The organism is Marinobacter nanhaiticus D15-8W (assembly GCF_036511935.1).
Lineage (GTDB): Bacteria > Pseudomonadota > Gammaproteobacteria > Pseudomonadales > Oleiphilaceae > Marinobacter_A > Marinobacter_A nanhaiticus.
Window position 1 is genome coordinate 1,876,701 of record NZ_AP028878.1, and the last position, 21,335, is coordinate 1,898,035.

General features: G+C 59.1%; 20 protein-coding genes. 8 read left to right on the forward strand and 12 right to left on the reverse strand.

Annotation, left to right across the window (positions count from 1 at the left end):
* Positions 1-3 precede the first annotated feature (3 nt).
* From lnt to miaB, 5 genes are read right to left on the reverse strand one after another with little or no spacing between them, the layout of a single operon-like run.
* Positions 4-1,542: an apolipoprotein N-acyltransferase gene (lnt, locus tag RE428_RS08450; protein WP_004581561.1), complete on the reverse strand. Its 1,539-nt coding sequence runs from the start codon at positions 1,540-1,542 to the stop codon at positions 4-6.
* The gene (locus RE428_RS08455) at positions 1,532-2,377 is read right to left on the reverse strand and encodes an HlyC/CorC family transporter (RefSeq protein WP_004581562.1); all 846 of its coding nucleotides are present in this window, start codon (positions 2,375-2,377) and stop codon (positions 1,532-1,534) included. Before RE428_RS08455 ends, lnt begins: the two co-directional genes overlap by 11 nt.
* The gene (ybeY, locus tag RE428_RS08460; protein ID WP_004581563.1) at positions 2,374-2,847 is read right to left on the reverse strand and encodes an rRNA maturation RNase YbeY; all 474 of its coding nucleotides are present in this window, start codon (positions 2,845-2,847) and stop codon (positions 2,374-2,376) included. Before ybeY ends, RE428_RS08455 begins: the two co-directional genes overlap by 4 nt.
* Entirely contained in the window at positions 2,844-3,836 is a 993-nt protein-coding gene (locus RE428_RS08465; protein WP_004581564.1) for a PhoH family protein, read from the reverse strand. The genes ybeY and RE428_RS08465 overlap by 4 nt, the downstream gene beginning before the upstream one ends.
* A gap of 56 nt (positions 3,837-3,892) precedes the next feature.
* Entirely contained in the window at positions 3,893-5,233 is a 1,341-nt protein-coding gene (gene miaB / locus RE428_RS08470) for a tRNA (N6-isopentenyl adenosine(37)-C2)-methylthiotransferase MiaB (protein ID WP_004581565.1), read from the reverse strand.
* Between the two features lie 184 nt (positions 5,234-5,417).
* On the opposite strand from miaB, the gene RE428_RS08475 reads away from it, so the two are divergent.
* Positions 5,418-5,744, forward strand: a complete 327-nt coding sequence (locus RE428_RS08475; protein ID WP_004581566.1) for a DUF1820 family protein — start codon at positions 5,418-5,420, stop codon at positions 5,742-5,744.
* Between the two features lie 13 nt (positions 5,745-5,757).
* Positions 5,758-6,498 (forward strand): tRNA (guanosine(18)-2'-O)-methyltransferase TrmH, encoded by a 741-nt coding sequence (gene trmH, locus RE428_RS08480; protein WP_004581567.1) that lies wholly within the window; start codon positions 5,758-5,760, stop codon positions 6,496-6,498.
* 21 nt (positions 6,499-6,519) lie between these two features.
* Here the strand turns inward: trmH and RE428_RS08485 are convergent, their stop codons facing one another.
* The 4 genes from RE428_RS08485 to RE428_RS08500 all read right to left on the reverse strand — a co-directional run bounded on the left by RE428_RS08485 (position 6,520) and on the right by RE428_RS08500 (position 10,927).
* On the reverse strand, positions 6,520-7,551 hold the full coding sequence (locus RE428_RS08485) for a nucleoid-associated protein (protein ID WP_004581568.1): 1,032 nt from the start codon (positions 7,549-7,551) through the stop codon (positions 6,520-6,522).
* A gap of 99 nt (positions 7,552-7,650) precedes the next feature.
* The gene (gene cysN / locus RE428_RS08490; protein WP_004581569.1) at positions 7,651-9,312 is read right to left on the reverse strand and encodes a sulfate adenylyltransferase subunit CysN; all 1,662 of its coding nucleotides are present in this window, start codon (positions 9,310-9,312) and stop codon (positions 7,651-7,653) included.
* A gap of 34 nt (positions 9,313-9,346) precedes the next feature.
* Positions 9,347-10,255 carry a sulfate adenylyltransferase subunit CysD gene (gene cysD, locus RE428_RS08495; RefSeq protein WP_004581570.1) on the reverse strand — a complete coding sequence of 303 codons (909 nt, stop codon included), beginning with the start codon at positions 10,253-10,255 and terminating at the stop codon, positions 9,347-9,349.
* Between the two features lie 231 nt (positions 10,256-10,486).
* The gene (locus RE428_RS08500) at positions 10,487-10,927 is read right to left on the reverse strand and encodes a PilZ domain-containing protein (RefSeq protein WP_004581571.1); all 441 of its coding nucleotides are present in this window, start codon (positions 10,925-10,927) and stop codon (positions 10,487-10,489) included.
* A 350-nt stretch (positions 10,928-11,277) separates the two neighbouring features.
* Here RE428_RS08500 and rimO point away from each other — a divergent pair, with 350 nt between their 5' ends.
* Entirely contained in the window at positions 11,278-12,621 is a 1,344-nt protein-coding gene (gene rimO, locus RE428_RS08505) for a 30S ribosomal protein S12 methylthiotransferase RimO (RefSeq protein ID WP_004581572.1), read from the forward strand.
* Between the two features lie 343 nt (positions 12,622-12,964).
* Here the strand turns inward: rimO and gatB are convergent, their stop codons facing one another.
* From gatB to gatC, 3 genes are read right to left on the reverse strand one after another with little or no spacing between them, the layout of a single operon-like run.
* Positions 12,965-14,413: an Asp-tRNA(Asn)/Glu-tRNA(Gln) amidotransferase subunit GatB gene (gene gatB, locus RE428_RS08510; protein WP_004581573.1), complete on the reverse strand. Its 1,449-nt coding sequence runs from the start codon at positions 14,411-14,413 to the stop codon at positions 12,965-12,967.
* Positions 14,414-14,415: 2 nt separating this feature from the next.
* Complete coding sequence (gene gatA / locus RE428_RS08515) at positions 14,416-15,870, reverse strand: Asp-tRNA(Asn)/Glu-tRNA(Gln) amidotransferase subunit GatA (RefSeq protein ID WP_004581574.1); 1,455 nt, start codon at positions 15,868-15,870, stop codon at positions 14,416-14,418.
* A gap of 40 nt (positions 15,871-15,910) precedes the next feature.
* Positions 15,911-16,198, reverse strand: a complete 288-nt coding sequence (gene gatC / locus RE428_RS08520; protein ID WP_004581575.1) for an Asp-tRNA(Asn)/Glu-tRNA(Gln) amidotransferase subunit GatC — start codon at positions 16,196-16,198, stop codon at positions 15,911-15,913.
* A 284-nt stretch (positions 16,199-16,482) separates the two neighbouring features.
* On the opposite strand from gatC, the gene RE428_RS08525 reads away from it, so the two are divergent.
* The 5 genes from RE428_RS08525 to rng all read left to right on the forward strand — a co-directional run bounded on the left by RE428_RS08525 (position 16,483) and on the right by rng (position 21,262).
* The gene (locus RE428_RS08525; protein WP_004581576.1) at positions 16,483-17,526 is read left to right on the forward strand and encodes a rod shape-determining protein; all 1,044 of its coding nucleotides are present in this window, start codon (positions 16,483-16,485) and stop codon (positions 17,524-17,526) included.
* Between the two features lie 199 nt (positions 17,527-17,725).
* Complete coding sequence (gene mreC, locus RE428_RS08530) at positions 17,726-18,676, forward strand: rod shape-determining protein MreC (RefSeq protein WP_227500222.1); 951 nt, start codon at positions 17,726-17,728, stop codon at positions 18,674-18,676.
* Entirely contained in the window at positions 18,673-19,152 is a 480-nt protein-coding gene (gene mreD / locus RE428_RS08535) for a rod shape-determining protein MreD (RefSeq protein ID WP_004581578.1), read from the forward strand. Before mreC ends, mreD begins: the two co-directional genes overlap by 4 nt.
* A gap of 23 nt (positions 19,153-19,175) precedes the next feature.
* A complete protein-coding gene (locus tag RE428_RS08540) occupies positions 19,176-19,784 on the forward strand; it encodes a Maf family protein (protein WP_004581579.1) in 609 nt (202 codons plus the stop codon).
* Positions 19,781-21,262: a ribonuclease G gene (gene rng, locus RE428_RS08545; RefSeq protein WP_004581580.1), complete on the forward strand. Its 1,482-nt coding sequence runs from the start codon at positions 19,781-19,783 to the stop codon at positions 21,260-21,262. The genes RE428_RS08540 and rng overlap by 4 nt, the downstream gene beginning before the upstream one ends.
* Positions 21,263-21,335 lie beyond the last annotated feature (73 nt).

Sequence of the window (21,335 nt, forward strand, 5' to 3'; positions counted from 1 at the left end):
ACACTAGCCCGCGTGGGTCTGGTGGCTCGGCTGCGGTATCCGCCGCGGTCGGGCAAAGACGATCAGAATCAATGCCAGGATCAGCGCTGGCCAGGAGCCGGTAGCCATGTAAGGCGTGGCGCCGGTGACCGGGTAGAGTTCGCCCCGCAGGACGTCCCGTTCGAATTGCGGTATCCGCTGGGTGATCCGCCCCTTGTCATCAATAATCGCCGTCACGCCATTGTTGGTACCGCGCAGCACAAAGCGGCCGGTTTCCAGCGCGCGCATCCGGGCGATCTGTAAGTGCTGTAACGGACCGATCGAGTGGCCGAACCAGCCATCGTTGCTGATGGTGACGAGAAAGCCGGTATTCCAGGCGTTACGGGCAACGAAATCCGGATAGGCAATCTCGTAACAGATGAACGGCATGGCCCGGTACTGCCCGGCGGTCAATGGTGGCTGGTCTGATGGGCCCCGGGAAAAGCTGGACATCGGCAGATCGAAGAAGCCAATCAAGCCGCGCAGGTATTGCTGTAGCGGCACGTACTCACCAAACGGCACCAGTTTCTGCTTGTAGTACATCCCTTCACCATTACCGATGGCCATAATGCTATTACGGAAGGTGAAGTCTTCCAGGCTGTCGCTGAAACCATACCAGGGGATGCCTGTGATCAGGGTACTGTCCGGACCAAGGCGCTTTGAGATGCTGTCGATGAGCGGACCGGCCTGGTCCTGGGTGATGGGAATAGCGGTTTCCGGCCACAGGATCAGGTCGCGGTTCCAATCCTCGTCGCTCATCCTCAGGTAGGTGACGATCTGCTGTTCGAGGAATTCCGGATCCCACTTGATCTGCTGGGGGATATTGCCCTGCATGGCAGCGATGCTCAGCGGCTTCTCAGCGCGCTCCGTCCAGCTAACGGGCGAGAGCAGGGGGCCGAGCACCCAGGGCAGTAAGGCAATACCCGCTACCGTAACCGCGGGAATGGTCTGCTTCCGCCGACCGAGGTCGATCAGGATATACAGGGCTGCGCCAGTAGCCACCACGAGCAGGGTGACACCATGCACCCCCATGATGGGCGCCAGGCTGGCCAATGGCCCGTCGACCTGCCCCGTACCGAGATAAAGCCAGGGGAAGCCGGTGAGCAGCCAGCTGCGCACCCAGTCACCGATGATCCAGATCGCTGGAAACAGGATCAGACGTCGCACGTGCCCTTCGCCGGAGAGCTTGCCCCAGCCCCAGAAAGTGATTGCGGGAAACAGCGCGAGGCCGGCGACAAAGATGGCCGTCAGCAGCACCGCGAGGGGTTCGGACGTATTGCCGTACTGGCTGATCGAAATGTAAACCCAGGATGCCCCGGAGCCGAACAGGCCCGCTCCCATCAACCATCCTGCGCGGAACAGTTTGCCCGCTGGCAGTGCCATGGCTGCGAGGAGGATGATCAGGACGGACAGCGGCCCGAACCAGGTCAGGCCGAAGGGGGAGAAGGTCAGGGTCTGGAGTCCACCGCCGATAATCAGGGCGAGCGCCCGGAGCCAGCTCAGTCGATTATCGTCAAGACTCACGGCGACGGACCTGAATCAGCCGGATGACACGGTTATCCGCGTTCAGGATTGTGAATTGGAAGCCGCCGAACTCGATTTCCTCGCCGCGGCGGGGTAGGTGACCGAATTCCTTCAGCACCAGGCCGCCGATGGTGTCGAACTCTTCCTCGTCCAGTTCGGTGTCGAAGAATTCGTTGAAGTCTTCTACTGGCGTGACCGCCTTGACCGCGTAACTGCCATCGGCCCGGCTCTTGATGTGGGTTTCTTCGTCGAAGTCGTGCTCGTCCTCGATCTCGCCCACAATCTGCTCGAGTACGTCCTCGATGGTGATCAGGCCCGCGGTGCCACCGTATTCGTCCACGACGATGGCCATGTGATTGCGGGTTTCCTTGAACTCCTTGAGCAGCTGGTTCAGTCGCTTGCTTTCCGGCACGAAGGTCGGCGGGCGAAGGATCTCGCGGATCTTGCTCCAGTTCAGGTCGTTGTTCAGCGCCAGTGGCAGCAGGTCCTTGGCGAGCAGGACGCCGATAACATCGTCCTGGCTATCGCCAATGACAGGGAACCGGCTGTGGGCCGAATCGATGATGTCTGCGAGAAACGTCTTGGGCTCGGCGCTGGCCTTGACGGTCACCATCTGGGAGCGGGGGATCATGATTTCATCGGCGCGCATATCGGTGACCTGCATGGCCCCTTCAATGATACTCATGGCATCCGCGTCGATGATGTTCTCGGATTCGGCGTCCCGGAGGACTTCCAGGATGTCGCCGATAGATTCAGGTTCGTTGGAGAAAGCCTGGGAAATGCGTTCCAGCCAGGACTTGTTGCCCTGACTGCGACTCGAGTGATCGTCGCTCATGAGTCCTGATCCGTTTCCTCTGCAAGGTAGGGGTTGCTGAATCCGAGCTCCGCCAGCAGGCGGACTTCAAGGGCTTCCATCTCTTCAGCTTCCCGGTCATCGATATGGTCATACCCCTGAAGATGGAGCATGCCATGAATCACCATGTGTGCCCAGTGCGCATCCAGGGTTTTGTGCTGTTCCTGCGCCTCCCGCGCCACAACACCTGCGCAGATCACTAAATCTCCGGCCAGCGGTACCTCAATCCCTTCCGGCTGCTCGAACGGGAAGGACAGGACGTTGGTCGGGTAGTCCTTTTGCCGATACTGGCCGTTCAGCGAAGCGCTTTCGTCCTCATTGACGATGCGCAGCGTCACCTCGGAACGGTAGTCGCCCAGCCAGCCGGCTTGGGCCCAACGCACAAGATTTTCGTCGTCAGGCAGTTCTTCAGCGTCGGAGGCCTGCTGTATATCGACCTCGATGGAGCTCAATGGTTTCGCCCTCCGGCGGTCAGTTCGTCATCGTGGTCGTCGTAGGCCTCGACAATGCGCTGGACCAGCGGGTGACGAACTACGTCCCGGGCATCGAACCGAGTAAAGCCGATGCCGGTTACCTGGCGCAGTACGGCCGCTGCATGAACGAGGCCAGAATGCTGGCCGCGGGGCAGATCCACCTGGGTGGTATCGCCGGTAATCACCGCGGTTGAGCCGAAGCCAATGCGGGTCAGGAACATTTTCATCTGCTCGCGGGTCGTATTCTGACTTTCGTCGAGAATGATGAAGGCATTATTAAGGGTGCGCCCACGCATGAACGCCAGGGGCGCGATCTCGATCACGCTCTTTTCGATCAACTTGGTGACCTGTTCGAATCCCAGCATCTCGTAAAGCGCGTCGTAGAGCGGACGCAGGTAAGGATCAACCTTTTGCGCAAGGTCGCCCGGCAGGAAGCCCAGCTTCTCACCCGCTTCCACCGCGGGCCGCACGAGCAGGATGCGCTTGACCTGTTCGTCCTTGAGCGCTTCCACCGCGCACGCCACAGCCAGCCAGGTCTTGCCGGTGCCCGCTGGCCCGATGCCGAAATTGACGTCGTGGGTACGGATGCTGTGGACGTACTTCTGCTGGTTTTTGCCCCGGGGCCGCGCCTGCAGTTTCGGCGTCTTGATGATGATCTGGCTGCCGTCGAAGGGCTGCTCGTCGGGCAGGCGCTCGAATCCGGACTCACGAATATACAGATGCACCATATCCGGAGAGATGTCGTCCAGAGCCTCGGTTTCCCGGTACAGGTGGCGCAGCACTTCCGCCGCCGCGTTGGCGTGCTCGGTCTCGCCCTGGATACGGAAATGGTGGCCGCGGTAGCCGATACGCACACTCATGCGACGTTCGATATGTTTGAGATGCTCGTCGAACTGGCCGCAAAGGGCTGCCAGCCGGCGAGGATCGGCAGGTTTCAGGTCGAACTGTTTAGCGTCTTCGCTGCTCAATCAGGCCTCACAGAGAAAATAGGGATGACCGCACCAGCTCTGGTGCGGGACCGTCGTCAGTGTAGCCGGTCGTCGATCGGCCGGCCTCTTAGTGAATTGGGGAGCGCTTCGAGAATTTCAACATCGATAAAGCTGCCTACGACCTCCGGATTGTCCGTGCGGAAGTTGACGATACGGTTGTTTTCCGTGCGTCCGGCATATTCGCCCGGGTCCTTCTTGGACAGGCCGGTCACCAGGATGCGCTGGGTTGAACCTACCATGCGACGGCTGATGTCCTGTGCCTGCTGATTAATCCGCTGCTGCAGGATACTCAGGCGCTGCTTCTTCACATCCATCGGCGTGTCGTCGGGTAAATCAGATGCCGGGGTGCCGGGACGCGGGCTGTAGACGAAGCTGAAGGAGACGTCGAAGCCGATGTCGTTGATGAGCTTCATGGTGGCCTCGAAATCCCGTTCAGTCTCGCCAGGGAAGCCAATAATAAAGTCAGAAGAGAAGCTGATATCCGGGCGGATCTTGCGCAGCCGGCGCAGCTTGGACTTATACTCCAGCGCTGTGTGACCGCGTTTCATGGCCGCCAGGATACGGTCGGAGCCACTCTGGACCGGCAGGTGCAGATGGCTGACCAGCTCCGGCACATTCTCGTAGACGTCGATCAGCGCATCCGAGAATTCCACCGGGTGGGAGGTGGTGAAGCGGATGCGGTCGATGCCGTCGATGGTGGCGATCATGGTGATCAGCTCTGCCAGGTCGATGGTGTCGCCGTCATGGGTTTCGCCCTGGTAGGCGTTCACGTTCTGGCCGAGCAGGTTGACCTCGCGTACACCCTGGGTCGACAGGTGCGCTACTTCGGCAATCACGTCGTCCACCGGCCGGCTCACTTCCTCGCCGCGGGTATAGGGTACGACACAGAAGGTGCAGTACTTGGAGCAGCCTTCCATGATGGAGACGAAAGCCGAAGGGCCCTCCGCGCCGGGTGAGGGCAGGTTGTCAAATTTTTCGATCTCAGGAAAGCTTACGTCCACTACGCCAACGCCGCCGTTGCGGGACTCCTTCAGCAGGTCTGGCAAACGGTGCAGGGTCTGGGGCCCAAACACCATATCCACGTAGGGCGCCCGGTCGATGATGGCCTGGCCTTCCTGGCTGGCGACGCAGCCGCCCACGCCGATGACGAGTTCCGGTTTGCGGGCCTTGAGTTGCTTCCAGCGTCCCAGCTGGTGGAAGACCTTGTCCTGTGCCTTCTCCCTGATGGAGCAGGTATTGAGCAACAGGATATCTGCGTCGTCCGGACTATCCGTCATGACGACATCGTCGCCGGACTTCAGCAGGTCAGCCATACGCGATGAATCGTACTCATTCATCTGGCAGCCATGTGTCTTGATAAACAGCTTCTTGGTCATGGAACTCGATAGGGATTGGTGTGTAAAGGGCCGGCTATTATAACGGGGTGGGTAAACAGCAACCAGAGGCGTAGTGGATATCCGCGCCAATATTGCACGACGGCGTGGTAACATGGCGCTGCGCCAGTCTGGAGATTTCGGTCAACTGGCGTGGTTGGCGGTTTTCTGTTGATTGGAGTGGTGGATGGCCAAGAAGTGCTACAAGATCATTTTCTACAATCAGGACGATGTGTTCGAGATCTACGCCGGGCACGTCTATCCCAGCGAGATGTTCGGCTTCCTGGAAGTAGAGGCCCTGACCTTTGGCGAGCGTAGCCAGGTCCTGGTCGATCCGTCTCAGGAAAAGCTGCGTACCGAGTTCGAAGGTGTACAGCGCACCTATATCCCGATGAACGCGGTGATCCGGATCGACGAAGTGGAAACCGCGGAGAATGCCCATCCATTGGGGCGCGTCAAGAATGCCGTGACACCGTTCCCGGGCTCGCCTGGTCAAAACCGTAACCGCGACTGAAACCTGCTAGCCCATGACGCCTGAACGCCTTGCCCGTATCAAAGCCACGCTCGACCGGCGCCAGCCTGACCTGCGTGTACTCACAGATCAGATCCATAAGCCGCGCAATATTTCAGCCGTCATACGCTCCTGTGATGCGTTTGGTGTAGCCAATATGCATGCGGTCTGGCCGCGCGAGGGCTATCGCGCGTTCCGCAAGACCGCTGGAGGCAGCCACCATTGGGTGACAACCCATACTCATGCGGATATGGCCCCAGCTATCGCTGAACTACGGGCATCCGGCCATCGCATCTACGCCGCCCAGTTTTCAGACCGGGCGATCGATTACCGGGATGCGGATTTCACCCAGCCCTGCGTACTGGTGCTGGGTAATGAGCTCGATGGCGTATCGGACGAAGCCGCCGCAGAGGCGGATCAGCATGTGATTGTGCCGATGATGGGTATGGTGGAGTCGCTGAACGTGTCGGCGGCCTGCGCAATTATACTGGCAGAGGCCCAGCGCCAGCGGTCCGAGGCGGGAATGTTCGATCAGCGCCGGTTGCCGGATGAAGAGTACGAGCGCCTGCTGTTTCGCTGGTGCCAGCCGCAGGTCACCCGTTATTGCGATGATCGCAACCTGCCTTATCCACCCTTCGACGTCGAAACCGGAGAACTGATCGATGGCGTAAGCTGGATGACCGAGGTGCGGGAGATCCGGCGCAACCGGCCCCGGGCGAACCCGGCGGATTTCACCGCGCCAGAGCCGGTCGAATAGCCCTCGCCCCCGGTCAAGCCATTACTGTTCGCCACCTTCCTGGCGGGCTTCCAGGTAGCGCTGCAGTTGCTCCCGAAGCGCCTTTGGCAGCTTGGTGATGGTCAGCGCGTCGTTTTCCCGGTCGTAATAGACCGCCTGGTTAACCAGGTCCGATGAGAACGAAACACTCATCCCGCCGCCGGAACCGGAAATGCGAACCAGCTTCTTGACCTTGCGATGATCCGGGTGGAGCACGGCATCCGCCGGGATGTCCTGGCTTTCCGAAGCAAACGTCTGGAAGCGCTCCGGCTGGTCCTCATCGAGATAGCCGGAGAGCGCCTCGATAGCCACGGGTTCACCCAGAGCGTGTTGCTCCTTGCAGAACTCATAGGCCTTCGAGCGCACCTGACCGGCTTTCTCGGGTTCCTCGGTCTGGGCTGCGAAGGCTTCAACCGCGTTGAGGAAGGTCAGGGTTTCCTTTTCCACATCCACTTGATTGGTGAAGCCGCAGAGGCGAATAAACAGTTCCCCCGGTTCACCGGTACCGCGGGCGTGGACCAGAGTCAGGAAGTTTTCAGACGGATGGTCGCCGAGCCAATCCTCCACCTCCAGTCGCAAGGCCAGGTTCAGGCGTGAAGTGCTCAGAACATCTGTTGCATCCAACGCCTGCTCATGATCGAGACGCAAGGCGCTATCACTTTCCAAGGCAAACAGATAGAGCACTTCGCCATCGGCGAGGGCTTCGTGCACCAACATCAGGTGACCGTAATATTCTTCTTGCGAGCTCGTCAGTAGCTCCTGCCATTGGCCGAATAGTTTATCGGTTAGCGACTCGAAACCCAGCTTGCCTTCGATGTAGTCGCGGAGCCAGGCGCTGGCTGGGCTGGTGCCGATGTCGTCGGTAAAGCGACCATATTTCTTGCCCGGTCTTGCATTGAACAGACGCTTGAGCTGCTTGTGCAGTCCTTCGTAGTCGCCGCCCGGCTCGGAGAGCGGCTTGCCCGGCCGTACCTGGGCCTCCTGGCCCGGCTGCATCTGGCTGGCAAAGGTCACTCGCAGTTGTTTGATGGCCATGGCTGTCCTCTGGGAATAATCGTTCTCTGGAAAAGCAAACGGCCATGGTCCGGATGAGCGGACCATGGCCGTGTTTCAGCTTTTAGCGTGGCGAGCTTATCAGATTCGCTTCTTGTTGATCAGCTCCTGAACCACGCTATCGCCAACTGCTGCAAGGTCGGATTCGGCATCCGCGGTGGCCACCGTGCCGGCGACGTCATCATCGATGTTAACTGCTACGGCAATCAAACCATGCGCGGTCAGCAACTGGGCTGCGCGGCGGCGATCATCGGCGTTGCCTGCATTGTCCTCAGTCAGCACGACACTGGTGCGCCCCAGGTCGAACAGCTTGCGCTCAATCGCCTTGGCCAGTTCTGCCGCCTGACTGCCTGCGCAGCCAATGATGATCGGCTTCTGGGACAGACGGCGCTCGCGCTCTTCACTGGTGACGGGCTGCAGTCCATCACTGCTACTCTGGGCCAGACCGTTGATCATGCCCGCGCCGATGGTGATGTTCGTTAGCCGATCAACAACGATAAACGCACCCGTGGCGTGGTTGCGTGAGTATGGATCGAAAGCAACGGGCTGGCTGAGGGTCACTTCACAGAGACCGATCTCATTCAGGTCAAGGTGGTCAGGGTCGCTGGCCTTGTCGAGCGTGTTGACATCGATCTGGTGATGAATCCGGGTGATCGAGCCAGAGGTGAAATTTGGTCCCAGCTTGATGTCGTAGAGGCGATCCTTGGCCATGGGCTGGTCGATCATCCACACGAGATGGGCATCGAACTTGTTGCTTACCAGCGGTTCGTCGTCCTGCTTGACCAGCATATCGCCGCGGCTGACGTCGATTTCATCTTCCAGGGTCAGGGTGACGGCCTGGTCGATATAGGCTTCTTCGAGATTGCCATCGAAGGTGACGATATCCTTCACCTTACTCTTTCGTCGAGAGGGCAGGGCCATGACCTCGTCGCCGGGGCGGATGACACCCGATGCGACAGTTCCGCTGAAGCCACGGAAGTTCAGGTTGGGGCGGTTGACGTACTGGACCGGGAAGCGGAAATGCTCCAAATTCTTGTCCCGCGACACCTCTACCGATTCAAGGATTTCCATCATCGGCTGGCCGGTGAACCAGGGGGTGTTCGCGCTGCGGTTGACGACATTGTCGCCTTCCAGAGCGGAAATCGGCACGAAGCGGATATCCTGAAGCCCGAGCTTGTCGGCAAAGGCCAGGTAGTCGCGCTTGATTTCCTCGAATCGCTCTTCACTGTAGTCCACCAAGTCCATCTTGTTGATCGCGACAACGATGTGACGGATGCCCAGCAGGGAAGCGATAAACGAGTGGCGGCGGGTCTGGGTCAGCACGCCGTGGCGGGCGTCGATCATCATGATCGCCAGCTGTGCCGTCGAAGCGCCGGTGGCCATGTTGCGAGTGTACTGCTCGTGGCCCGGGGTATCCGCGATGATGAACTTACGCTTATCGGTGGAGAAATAACGATAGGCGACATCGATGGTGATGCCTTGTTCGCGCTCCGCCTGCAGGCCGTCCACCAACAGCGCGAGGTCCAGTTTCTCGCCCGTCGTGCCCAGCTTGGCGCTGTCGGCCTTAAGGCTGGCCATGTGATCTTCGTAGATCATCTTGGTGTCGTGTAGTAGGCGGCCGATCAGGGTGCTCTTGCCGTCATCGACGCTGCCGCAGGTCAGCAGACGCAGCAGTTCTTTTTCTTCGTGCTGTTTCAGGTAAGCGTGAATGTCTTCTGCGATCAATTCGGACTGGTGTGACATGATTCTTTTCCCGTAGATGCTGGCTGGCGGACGTTTAGAAGTAGCCTTCGCGTTTCTTCTGCTCCATGGAGCCGGCGGAATCATGATCGATCACGCGGCCCTGGCGTTCGGAGCTTTTCGCCAGCAGCATTTCCTGGATGATGTCGGTCAGGGTGTCGGCCTTGGACTCGATCGCGCCGGTCAACGGATAACAGCCCAGGGTGCGGAAGCGGACCGATTTCATCATCGGCTTTTCGCCCTCGTTCAACGGCATACGGTCGTCATCCACCATGATCAGGGTGCCGTCACGCTCGACCACCGGACGTTCGGCGGCGTAATAAAGCGGTACGATCTCGATGTTCTCGAGGTAGATGTACTGCCAGATATCCAGTTCAGTCCAGTTGGATAGCGGGAAGACCCGAATGCTCTCGCCCTTGTTGATCTTGCCGTTATAGATGTTCCAAAGCTCGGGGCGCTGGTTCTTGGGGTCCCAGCGGTGGTATTCGTCGCGGAACGAGTAGACCCGCTCCTTCGCGCGGGATTTCTCTTCGTCCCGGCGCGCACCGCCGAAGGCCGCATCGAACTTGTATTTATTCAATGCCTGCTTCAGCGATTGGGTCTTCATGACGTCGGTATGCTTGGCGCTGCCATGGGTAAAGGGCCCGATACCGGCATCCACACCGTCCTGGTTGATGTGGACAATCAGGTCCAGGTCGTACTTGCGGGCCTGCTCATCCCGGAACTCGATCATTTCCTTGAATTTCCAGGTGGTGTCCACGTGCATCAGCTTGAACGGAATCTTACCGGGGTAGAACGCCTTGCGTGCCAGGTGCAGCATGACGGAGGAATCCTTGCCAATGGAGTAGAGCATGACAGGGTTATCAAACTCCGCGGCGACTTCCCGGATGATATGGATGCTTTCAGCTTCCAGTTGCTTGAGATGCGTCAGGTTATAGGTGGTCATGATCCAGTTACCGGTTGCATGGAGCGCAGAAAAATTCGTTCAGGCGGGGCGTCGCGATCAGCCAGCGGCGATCGTTTTACAAGGACGCAAGACCGCATAATTGGAGCAGAACTATACCAGAGCAGGTAAGTGCATAAGAAGGCGGGGTGCTAGAGTTTAGAGGCATAACAATATGCCAAAGCGGTTATTCACACTTGCCGTCAGGCGGGGCCTATACGGCCAGTAGCCACTTCAGTCTTTGCTAAGCAACCGGCTGACGTATTGGTCGACGTAGTCGTGGCCGTTACCTTCGAAAAACCGGAACTGCAGCCCCAGATGGAAAACCTGGCGGGATATGCGGCGGATGTGAACAACGTCGCATTGGGCTTCGACGTTGACGGATTGCACGCTGACGACCGGTACGGAAAATTTAATGCTGAGCTGGATCGGATCTTTTGGGGCTACCGCCAGGCGGTCGGGAACCAACTCCTGCACCCGTGCGCTATCGCACTCCACCATCATTCCCGCCCGGGAGAGGTTGGCGGTCTTACAGGTGATGCAGGTCCCGTCAGGATGGGTGACGGTGACTTCGAGGTTCGTCGGAACGCGTTGCTGCTGGCGAAGGTTGGGTTTGCCGGCCATGGTCTTCAAGCCGCCTCGCGAATAAGGTGAAGGTGTGAGTGCGCTGCCCATAACGTCGTCTGATCTTCCATAATAAGGTACCTCGTCGCGACATCCCGGCTTCGACGCCCTGTGCCTAAGACCTGGGGTCTCAACAGTTTGCCAGACGAATGGCACCCAGACATTTAACATTCGAAAGCTAACGTGTTGAAAGTTTAGACCTATGCCAAAAGATGAGCAAGCTGTGTGTCGTTTATGTGGTCGGGTCTGTGCGCGAATTCCCATTGGAACGCGTTCGATGGCTTCCTGATATGAACTTAAACCTAGCCGTACAGACTTAGAGAACCGCGCACGACTGGAGTACAATGCGCGCCAAAGCCCGCTTCGGGTGTTCATTGGTTTCCATTTCTGAAGGTTTGATCATGAGTGATAGTCAGGGCGTCGCTGCAAACGGTGGCAAGGTCGGTTTCATCAGCCTGGGTTGCCCCAAGGCTCTGGTTGATTCAGAACGGATCCTGACCCAACTGCGTATGGACGGTTACGAGGTGGTACCGACCTACAACGATGCGGATGTCGTGGTGGTCAACACCTGCGGTTTTATCGATGCGGCCAAGCAGGAATCCCTGGATGCCATTGGCGAGGCGTTACAGGAAAACGGCAAGGTCATCGTGACGGGGTGTATGGGCGTCGAGGCGGATCGTATTCGTGAGGCTCACCCGAAGGTGCTCGCTGTGACCGGGCCTCAGGCCTATGAAGAAGTGGTCGGTGCGGTGCATGAGTACGTGCCCAGCCAGAAAACCCACGATCCCTTTGTCGACCTCGTTCCACCGCAGGGCATCAAGTTGACGCCGCGTCATTATGCCTACCTGAAGATTTCCGAGGGCTGCAATCACCGCTGTACCTTTTGCATTATTCCCTCCATGCGCGGCGACCTGGTGAGCCGGCCGGTGGGGGGCGTGATGGATGAGGCCCAGCGACTGGTCAAGGCGGGTGTGAAAGAGTTGCTGGTTATCTCTCAGGACACGAGCGCGTACGGTGTGGACGTGAAGTTCCGTACCGGCTTCTGGCAGGGCCGTCCGCTCAAGACCCGGATGCAGGAGCTGTGCGAAGCCCTGAGCTCACTGGGTGTCTGGGTGCGGCTGCACTACGTCTATCCGTACCCGCACGTGGATAACGTGATCCCGCTGATGGCCGAAGGCAAGATCTTGCCGTACCTGGATATCCCGTTCCAGCACGCCAGTCCGCGTGTACTCAAGGCCATGAAGCGTCCGGCGCACGACAGCAAGACACTGGAACGTATCCGCACCTGGCGCGAGATCTGTCCGGAACTGACTATCCGTTCCACCTTTATCGTGGGATTCCCAGGCGAGACCGAAGAAGATTTTCAGTACCTGCTGGATTGGCTGGACGAAGCCCAGCTGGATCGCGTTGGCGCGTTCAAGTACAGCCCGGTTGAAGGTGCCAAGGCAAACGAGATTGAGGGTGCTGTGCCGGAAGAGGTCAAGGAGGAGCGTCTTGCCCGATTCATGGCCAAACAGGCTGAGATCAGCGCCGCCCGTTTGCAGCGCAAGATCGGAATGGAAATCGACGTGCTAATCGATGAAGTGGATGAGGAGGGCGCAATCGGCCGCAGCAAGGCGGATGCGCCGGAGATCGACGGCATGGTTTATCTGAACGATGAGACTGGCCTGGCGCCGGGTCAAATCGTTCGGGCGCGTGTGACCCATGCTGATGAGCATGATCTTTGGGCGGATTTGATTGCCTGATGGTGTCTGGTGAAGGTCGTCTTCACCTCGTGCGGGCTTGGCAGTTAAATGTAGCCGACGCTTCAGAGGGTGTTGCAAAACTACTGCGCTCGGCCATGCGGCGTTGGAAATCCGCTCAAAATGCTCATTTACTATCAGTAAACTGCGCTTTTTCGCGCATTTCCGCCTTGCCTGGCCTTCGCTCGCTACGTTTTGCAACACCCTCTTCAGCTTCGGAGCAGGCGCAAGCCTGCCGATAGCTCAAAGGGTTTTTCTCGAGAACAATCAGAGCCCTGGCGGGCCCTCCGAAGCTAAAGCGTCGGCTACATTTTGCTCGTGCTATCGGGCGAGCAAGAAGGTCGTCTTAGCCGTCCAGTTTCTTTTTCAAAATCTCGGTTAGCACCTTCGGGTTACCCTGGCCCTTCGACGCCTTCATCAGTGGCCCCATAAAGCCACCCATCAGCTTCTTACGCTTCTTCTCGTCGGCTTCCTGGTACTGCGCGATCTGCTCCGGCATATCTGCCAGGACACTGTCCACAAGCTTTTCCAGCTCACCGGTATCGGAAACCTGCTTGAGGCCTTCGCGGGCAATGATGCTGTCCACGTCGGCTTCATCGTTGTTCCAGAGCAGGTCGAACACCTTCTTCGCGCCAGACGAGGAGAGTGTGTTGTCCGCAATTCGCTGGATCAGTGCGCCCAGGCGATCGGCGGAAACCGGGGAGTCGGTGATGCTCAGGTCTTCCGCGTTGAGGCGGGCGCTGAGTTCACCGAGGATCCAGTTGGCGGAGAGTTTGGCATCGCCGCTAGTCTTCGCGGTGGCCTCGAAGTATTCGGCCGTACGGGCGTTAGCGCTGAGCAGGCCGGCGTCGTAATCCGTCAGGTTATAGTCCGACAGGAAGCGCGCTTTCTTCGCGTCCGGCAGTTCCGGCATCGTGGCCCGGATCTGCTCGATAAACGCGTCATCGATCACCACCGGCAGTAGATCCGGGCAGGGGAAGTAGCGATAATCGTTCGCTTCTTCCTTGGTGCGCATGGACCGGCTTTCGTCGCGGTCGCCATTATAGAGGCGCGTTTCCTGAATGATGGTGCCGCCATCTTCGAGGACGTCGATCTGACGTTCCACCTCGCGGTGAATCGCCGCTTCCATGAAGCGGAACGAGTTCAGGTTCTTGGTTTCGGTGCGGGTGCCCAGCTTCTCGGTTCCGGTCGGACGCACTGAGATGTTGACGTCGAAGCGCATGGAACCCTGGGACATATCGCCATCGCAGATGCCCAGGGAGGTTACCAGACCGTGCAGCTTGCGCGCGAAAGCGACGGCTTCTTCTGCGCTACGCATGTCCGGTTCGGTGACGATCTCGATCAGCGGCGTGCCGGCCCGGTTCAGGTCGATACCCGTCATGCCGTGGTAGTCCTCGTGCAGTGACTTGCCGGCATCCTCTTCCAGGTGGGCGTGGTGGATGCGCACACGCTTCTCGGTGCCATCCTCGAGCTGGATGTCCACGTGACCGGCACCGACGATGGGCTCCGCCAGCTGGGTGGTCTGGTAACCCTTGGGCAGGTCCGGATAGAAGTAGTTCTTGCGCTCGAAAACGGAGCGGCGGTTGATGTCCGCGTCGATGGCCAGACCGAACATAGTGGCGAAACGAAACGCCTGTTCGTTGGCGACCGGCAGGGTCCCGGGCATGGCCAGGTCAACGGCACTGGCTTGGGTGTTGGGCTCTGCGCCATAGGCGGTGCTGGTGCCCGAGAAGATCTTGGTCTGGGTTGCGAGCTGAACGTGGATTTCCAGCCCGATCACAACGTCCCATTGCATCGTTATCGTCCTCCCTGCGGCGCTTGGTTATGCCAGTCGGTAACCTGCTGGTACTGGTGCGCGGCGTTGAGCAGGCGGGATTCGTCGAAATAGTTGCCAATCAATTGTAGGCCTACAGGCAGGCCGTTGATCTGGCCGGCGGGGATGGACATCGCAGGGACACCGGCCAGGTTGATGGCAATGGTGTAGATATCTTCCAGGTACATCTTGACCGGATCGTCGGTCTTCGAACCTAGCGCAAAGGCCGGCGTGGGCGAAGAAGGGCCCATAATGACATCCACGTCATTGAACGCCTCAATGAAGTCTTGCTGGATCAGGCGACGAACCTTCTGGGCTTTCAGGTAATAGGCGTCGTAATAACCGGCCGATAGCGCATAGCTGCCGATCAGGATGCGGCGCTTGACCTCTTCGCCAAAGCCTTCCGCCCGGGTGCGGGTGTAGAGGTCCAGCAGGTCTTTCGGGTCTTCGCAGCGGTAGCCGTAGCGTACGCCGTCGAACCGGGACAGGTTGGCGGAGGCTTCTGCCGGCGCGATGACGTAATAGGCGGCGATGGCCAGGTGCGTGTTCGGCAGGGAGATCTCTTGGACTGTAGCGCCCAGCTTCTCGTACTCGCCGATCGCGGCGCGTACCTGCTGTGCCATCTCGCTGTCGAGCTGATCGGTGAAGTACTCCTTCGGCAGGCCGATCTTCAGTCCCTTGAGCGGTTCGTTCAGGGTTGCAGTGTAATCCGGTACCGGCTTGTCGATGCAGGTGGAATCCTTGGGGTCGAAGCCCGCCATGACGTTAAGCATCATCGCGTTGTCTTCCGCTGTGCGCGCCATGGTGCCCCCCTGGTCCAGGCTGGAGGCGAAGGCGATCATGCCGTAACGGGAAACCCGGCCGTAGGTGGGTTTCAGGCCCGAGACGCCACATAGCGCTGCAGGCTGGCGGATGGAACCGCCGGTATCGGTGGCTGTAGCCGCCGGTACGAGGCGCGCGGCGACCGCCGCTGCCGAACCGCCGGAAGAGCCGCCGGGCACGCGGTTGTCGCCCCAGGGGTTCCGGGTGGGACCGAAGTAGCTGCTTTCGGTGGATGAGCCCATCGCGAACTCGTCCATATTGGTCTTACCGAGGCAAACGGCGCCAGCGCCGCGCAAGCGGGCGGTGACAGTGGCGTCGTAGGGAGGCACGAAGTTCTCCAGCATCCGTGAGCCGCAGGTGGTGCGCACGCCGTTCGTGCAAAAGATATCCTTATGGGCAAAGGGAATACCGGTCCAGGGCGTCGCTTCGCCCTTGGCTCGCAGCTCGTCTGCGGCCTTGGCGTCCCGTAGCGCCTCTTCCTCGGTCACCGTAATAAAGCTGTTGTAGCGGGTATCTTCCTGCTTGATGCGCCCCAGGAAATGCTGGGTCAGCTCGAGGCTGGAAACCTTGCCCTGTTCCAGCTCGCGGGCCAGTTCGGCTACTGTCTTGTCGTGCATATCGATGTATCCGTTACAGAATGAAGTCGGCTTGGGCTCATCATTCGATGACGCGGGGAACCAGGTAGAGTCCGTCTTCCGTCGCCGGTGCGATGCGTTGGAACGCCTCGCGCTGGTTGCTTTCCGTCACCTCGTCGGCCCTTAGGCGCTGCACGGCATCGAGCGGATGGGCCAGCGGCTCGACGGACGAGGTGTCGGCCGCCTGGAGCTGATCGACAAGGTTCAGTATGTTGCCCAGGTCATTTTCCAGGGAAGCGATTTGGCTGTCTTCCAGCCGGATACGGGCGAGCAGGGCGACTTTTTCGATGTCCTCGCGGGATATGGCCACGTAACGTCTCCAAGAACGGTTCAATTGACGGCGCAATATGGTAACAGATTGTGCAGGCTCCGGGAGGCCGTCTTTGTTAGATTCCTGGCACGACAACTGTCCCGTTTCGTCAGATATGACGCCGCCTCCGGCCTGTATGAGCCTTGCCTGAGTATCGGCCCACTGCTAAAGTTGCCGCATTCATTTTCGAAGGACCCTCTGATTCGAGTTCATTGGTCGACCAGAATCGCCAACTGACTTGAATCAGGGGCTCCAACAGCATTCCTCAGGTTGAAAATACGCTAATGCTCATCAAGAAAATTCGTGGCCTTTTTTCCAGCGATCTATCCATTGACCTGGGGACGGCCAACACCCTCATTTATGTTCGCGACCGCGGTATCGTGCTGAACGAGCCATCCGTAGTAGCCATTCGTACCAACAATGCGCAAAAGATGGTGGCGGCCGTCGGTGGCGAGGCTAAACGCATGCTGGGCCGGACACCGGGTAACATCACGGCTATCCGCCCGTTGAAGGATGGCGTGATTGCAGATTTCGTGGTCACCGAGAAAATGCTGCAGCATTTTATCCACAAGGTGCACGAGAACAGCTTTATTACGCCCAGCCCGCGGGTGCTTGTCTGTGTTCCCAGCAAGTCCACCCAGGTCGAGCGTAAGGCGATTCGAGAATCTGCGATGGGCGCCGGCGCGCGTGAAGTGTTCCTGATTGAGGAACCCATGGCGGCCGCTATCGGTGCAGGCCTGCCGGTGGAAGAGGCCAGCGGCTCCATGATCGTCGATATTGGTGGCGGTACCACCGAGATCGCGATCATTTCCCTGAACGGTATCGTCTACGCCGAGTCGGTCCGGGTCGGTGGAGATAAGTTTGATGAGGCGATCGTGACCTACGTTCGGCGCAACTATGGCAGCCTGATCGGCGACTCCACCGCCGAGCGCATCAAGCATGAGATTGGCTGTGCCTACGAAGGCGTCGAAATCCGCGAGATCGATGTCCGCGGCCGCAACCTTGCCGAAGGGGTGCCCCGGGCCTTCACGCTGAACAGCGAGGAAATCCTTGAGGCCCTGCAGGAATCCCTGGCGCAGATCGTCCAGACCGTCAAGAGTGCGCTGGAGCAGTCGCCACCTGAATTAGCGTCGGATATCGCCGAGCGTGGTATTGTCCTCACCGGTGGCGGGGCGCTGCTGCGCGGGCTCGACAAGCTGCTGAGCGAGGAGACCGGGCTGCCGGTGATTGTCGCTGAAGACCCGCTGACCTGCGTGGCTCGCGGCGGGGGCAAGGCGCTTGAGGTGATCGATCGGGGCGGCATTGGTATGTTCTCGCACGAAGGCTGATCCGGCTTTCGCTACTGAATACACTGCAGTGGGCTGACTCACTGTATAAGGCCGCCGCTGACGATTCGTCGCAGCGGCGGTTGTCGTTTTAGGAACCCAAGATCAAGTCGAGTGGCAGTTCGCACTGCTTCCGTGGGCAGGAGAGGTAATCCGCGGAGTTGCAGCACCGCTAGCAGACTTGGTCCGACGTTCCCTGAGTGTGGAGAATTGGGCTATCAAGACACTTTTTGTTCAGGGACCCATCCCGGGCTTCCGGCTGTTGCTGGTGGTCGTGCTGTCTCTAGTGCTTGTGGTGTTGGATTCACGCTTCAATCGGGTTGATGAAGTGCGCAGCTGGATCGGTTCGGCTTTGACGCCGGTCATCTGGTTGGGGCATGTGCCCGATAGTCTTGGGGAGTGGAGCGAGGATGTCTTCACCAGTCGCGACGAACTGCTGGAAGAGAACGAGTCGCTGCGCGCGCGGCTGCTGATCCTTGAACGCCGCTCCATTAAGTATGCCTCTCTCGCCGCCGATAACCTTGAGCTGCGCAACCTCAAGAATGCTTCCGAACAACTGGACGAAACAGTGGTGGTGGCCGATATCATCGGGGTGTCGCCAGATCCGTTTTCCCACGAGGTTATCGTCAATCGCGGGTCCCGCGACGGTGTTACCGAGGGCCAGGCTATCCTCGATGCCAATGGCTTGATGGGCCAGGTGATCCAGACCAATCGTTTTACCTCACGCGTTTTATTGATTTCCGACAGCAGTCATGCGGTGCCCGTTGAGGTCCTGCGCAGTGGCGTTCGCGCAATCCTGCTGGGAACGGGTAGCGTGGACTCCCTCGAATTGGTGCATGTGCCGGACACCGCCGATATCCGTGAGGGCGATATGCTGGTCAGCTCCGGTCTGGGCGGCCGCTTCCCCAAAGGCTATCCGGTGGCCGAGGTCACCCGGATACACAGTGAACCAGGTGAACCTTTTGCCGAGATCCAGGCCGAGCCTGCGGCCGAGCTCAACCGCAGTGATCTGGTCCTGGTGGTCTTCCAGCCGCAGGTACAGAGGTTGGAACCGGAGTGCGAGCCTGTCGCCGAAGGTGAAACGCCTTCGCCGGAGTGTCTGCCGGACGAAGCGGGTACGGCATCTGGAAGCAGTAATGGAGTCACCCCATGAGTCTATCTGTGATCAGCTATCCGGTGTTCGTGGTCAGCGTGATCTTTGCTCTGGTACTGAGCATTTCCCTGTTCCCGGTCGACTGGCTCATCCTGCGCCCGGAATGGGTCGGACTGGTGGTTTTCTACTGGACGTTTCGTGCACCCCACCGTTTCGGGGTGTTGGTTGCCTGGGTGCTCGGGTTACTGCTGGACGTCCTCGAAGCTGGCACCCTGGGTATCAACGCCTTCGCCATGGCGCTGGTGGCCTTCCTGGTATTGACCACCCATCAGCGGCTGCGCATGTTCCCTTTGCCGCAGCAATGCCTGATGGTGTTTCTCTTACTGGGCATCAACCAGATGGTGGTGCACTTCGTGAACCAGGTGCTGGGCGCCGATAATCCCGGGTTCACTTATTTATTGCCTGCGGTAACCAGCGCCGTTGTCTGGCCATTTTTATGTGCAATCCTCGACCGTCTCAACCTGAAACTGGCCTGACTATGTCATCAGATCCCCGGACCATGCGTCCTGTTGTGCTCGCCTCCGCTTCGCCCCGACGCCGGGAACTGCTTGAGCAGATCGGGCTCTCATTTACCGTGGCACCGGTAGATATCGACGAGACGCCGCTTCCCGATGAACGTCCTGACCATTACGTCGAGCGCCTGGCGCGGCAGAAAGCCGAGGCTGGCCTGACTCGCGCCGCCGATCCGAACAGTCTGGTGATTGGCTCGGATACGACGGTGGTTTGCGAGGATCGCATTATGGCCAAGCCCGCCAATGAAGCCGAGGCGGCTGACATGCTGCGGCTCCTTTCGGGGCGGACGCACAAGGTGATGACGGCCGTCGCGCTGGCTGGCGAGTACGGTTGCTATGCGCGACTGGTGATTACCGAAGTGCGTTTCCGGGAGATCTTCGAGGAGGAGATCAAGGCCTATTGGCAGACCGGTGAGCCGGCCGATAAGGCTGGCGGCTATGGTATTCAGGGCGGTGGCGCAGTGTTCGTGGACGGTCTTTGGGGCAGCTATAGTGCAGTTGTGGGCCTACCCTTACAGGAAACGGCGGAATTGTTTGAAGAAGCAGGTCAGCCGGTATGGAGCGTCTGGCTGTCATCGGCGGAGATGTCCCTATGAGCGAGGAAATCCTGATCAACGTGACTCCGGTGGAGACCCGCGTGGCGCTGGTCGAAAACGGCATGTTGCAGGAAGCCTATATCGAGCGCACCAGCCGCAAGGGCATCGTCGGCAATATCTACAAAGGCAAGGTGGTCCGGGTACTGCCAGGAATGGAGGCCGCGTTCGTCGATATTGGTCTCGAACGGGCCGCCTTTATCCATGCCTCGGATGTGATGGTCGTCGGCAACGGCGAGGATTCGGCCTCGGAGGGGCCGAAAACGGTACCCGATATCCGTTCCCTGCTTCGCGAAGGGCAATCGCTGGTCGTGCAGGTTACGAAGGATCCCATCGGCACCAAGGGCGCGCGCCTGACCACGCAGCTTTCGATTCCGTCCCGCTACCTGGTTTTTATGCCCGAGGTGCAGCACATAGGCATCTCCCAGCGCATTGAGGACGAAGCCGAACGCACACGTCTCAAGGAGTTGGTGGAGCAGGGCGCCGAAGCCCTGGGTGCAAGCGCCGGTGGCTATATTATCCGCACCGCGGCCGAAGGCGCGTCCGCTGATGATCTGCTGGGCGACATGAAGTACCTGCATCGCCTGCACCAGTCGGTGGTCGAACGCAATACATCCGGCAAGGTGCCGGCCGTCGTCTACCAGGACCTTCCGTTGTTTATCCGCACTATTCGCGATCTTATCCGGCCACAGACCGAGAAGGTACGCATCGATAGCCGCGAGAGCTACCAACGGGTTATGGAGTTCGTGGACGAATTCGTGGCCGAGTTCTCCGATAAGGTGGAGTACTACCCGGGGGAGCGGCCCATCTTCGACCTCTACAGTGTCGAGGACGAGATCCAGAAGGCCCTGAGCCGCAAGGTGCAGCTGAAGTCTGGCGGTTACGTCATTATCGACCAGACCGAAGCCATGACCACCATCGACATCAATACCGGGGCGTTCGTCGGGCATCGCAACCTCGAGGAAACCATCTTCAAGACCAATCTGGAGGCGGCGCGTTCCATCAGCCGTCAACTGCGCCTGCGCAACCTGGGCGGAATAATTATCATCGATTTCATCGATATGGAAGATTCCGAGCACCAGCGCCAGGTCCATCGTATGCTTGAGAAGATGCTTGAGCGCGATCACGCCAAAACCAAGATCACCGGTGTCTCGGAACTTGGTCTGGTCGAAATGACCCGCAAGCGCACCACCGAGAGTCTGGGGCAAGTGTTGTGTGAGCCCTGTCCGATCTGCGACGGACGAGGCTTCCTCAAGACCGCTGAAACAGTCTGCTACGAAATCTTTCGGGAAATCCTGCGTGTCAACCGGGCTTATGAGGCGGAGAGCTACCTGGTGATGGCATCCCAGAAAGTGGTGGATCGCCTGCTGGACGAGGAATCCGACAACGTGGCCGACCTGGAGACTTTCATCGGCAAGAGCATCCGCTTCCAGGTCGAACCTTTCTATAGCCAGGAACAGTACGATGTGGTTCTGCTTTAGGGTGCGACTGCCCTCCATAATGAGATCCGCCTTGTACAGGCGTTGTTCCATAGGCTTGCCGATTCTCGTGCTG

What these genes read in the sequence shown, in the direction of transcription:
- cysN (WP_004581569.1), bottom strand. Translation starts at nt 9,312, where the DNA reads ATGTCACACCAGTCCGAATTGATCGCAGAAGACATTCACGCTTACCTG.
- miaB (WP_004581565.1), bottom strand. Translation starts at nt 5,233, where the DNA reads ATGACCAAGAAGCTGTTTATCAAGACACATGGCTGCCAGATGAATGAG.
- mreD (WP_004581578.1), top strand. Translation starts at nt 18,673, where the DNA reads ATGAGTCTATCTGTGATCAGCTATCCGGTGTTCGTGGTCAGCGTGATC.
- rng (WP_004581580.1), top strand. Translation starts at nt 19,781, where the DNA reads ATGAGCGAGGAAATCCTGATCAACGTGACTCCGGTGGAGACCCGCGTG.
- RE428_RS08485 (WP_004581568.1), bottom strand. Translation starts at nt 7,551, where the DNA reads ATGGCCATCAAACAACTGCGAGTGACCTTTGCCAGCCAGATGCAGCCG.
- RE428_RS08500 (WP_004581571.1), bottom strand. Translation starts at nt 10,927, where the DNA reads ATGGGCAGCGCACTCACACCTTCACCTTATTCGCGAGGCGGCTTGAAG.
- RE428_RS08475 (WP_004581566.1), top strand. Translation starts at nt 5,418, where the DNA reads ATGGCCAAGAAGTGCTACAAGATCATTTTCTACAATCAGGACGATGTG.
- gatB (WP_004581573.1), bottom strand. Translation starts at nt 14,413, where the DNA reads ATGCAATGGGACGTTGTGATCGGGCTGGAAATCCACGTTCAGCTCGCA.
- cysD (WP_004581570.1), bottom strand. Translation starts at nt 10,255, where the DNA reads ATGACCACCTATAACCTGACGCATCTCAAGCAACTGGAAGCTGAAAGC.
- RE428_RS08455 (WP_004581562.1), bottom strand. Translation starts at nt 2,377, where the DNA reads ATGAGCGACGATCACTCGAGTCGCAGTCAGGGCAACAAGTCCTGGCTG.
- RE428_RS08540 (WP_004581579.1), top strand. Translation starts at nt 19,176, where the DNA reads ATGCGTCCTGTTGTGCTCGCCTCCGCTTCGCCCCGACGCCGGGAACTG.
- gatA (WP_004581574.1), bottom strand. Translation starts at nt 15,870, where the DNA reads ATGCACGACAAGACAGTAGCCGAACTGGCCCGCGAGCTGGAACAGGGC.
- RE428_RS08525 (WP_004581576.1), top strand. Translation starts at nt 16,483, where the DNA reads ATGCTCATCAAGAAAATTCGTGGCCTTTTTTCCAGCGATCTATCCATT.
- trmH (WP_004581567.1), top strand. Translation starts at nt 5,758, where the DNA reads ATGACGCCTGAACGCCTTGCCCGTATCAAAGCCACGCTCGACCGGCGC.
- rimO (WP_004581572.1), top strand. Translation starts at nt 11,278, where the DNA reads ATGAGTGATAGTCAGGGCGTCGCTGCAAACGGTGGCAAGGTCGGTTTC.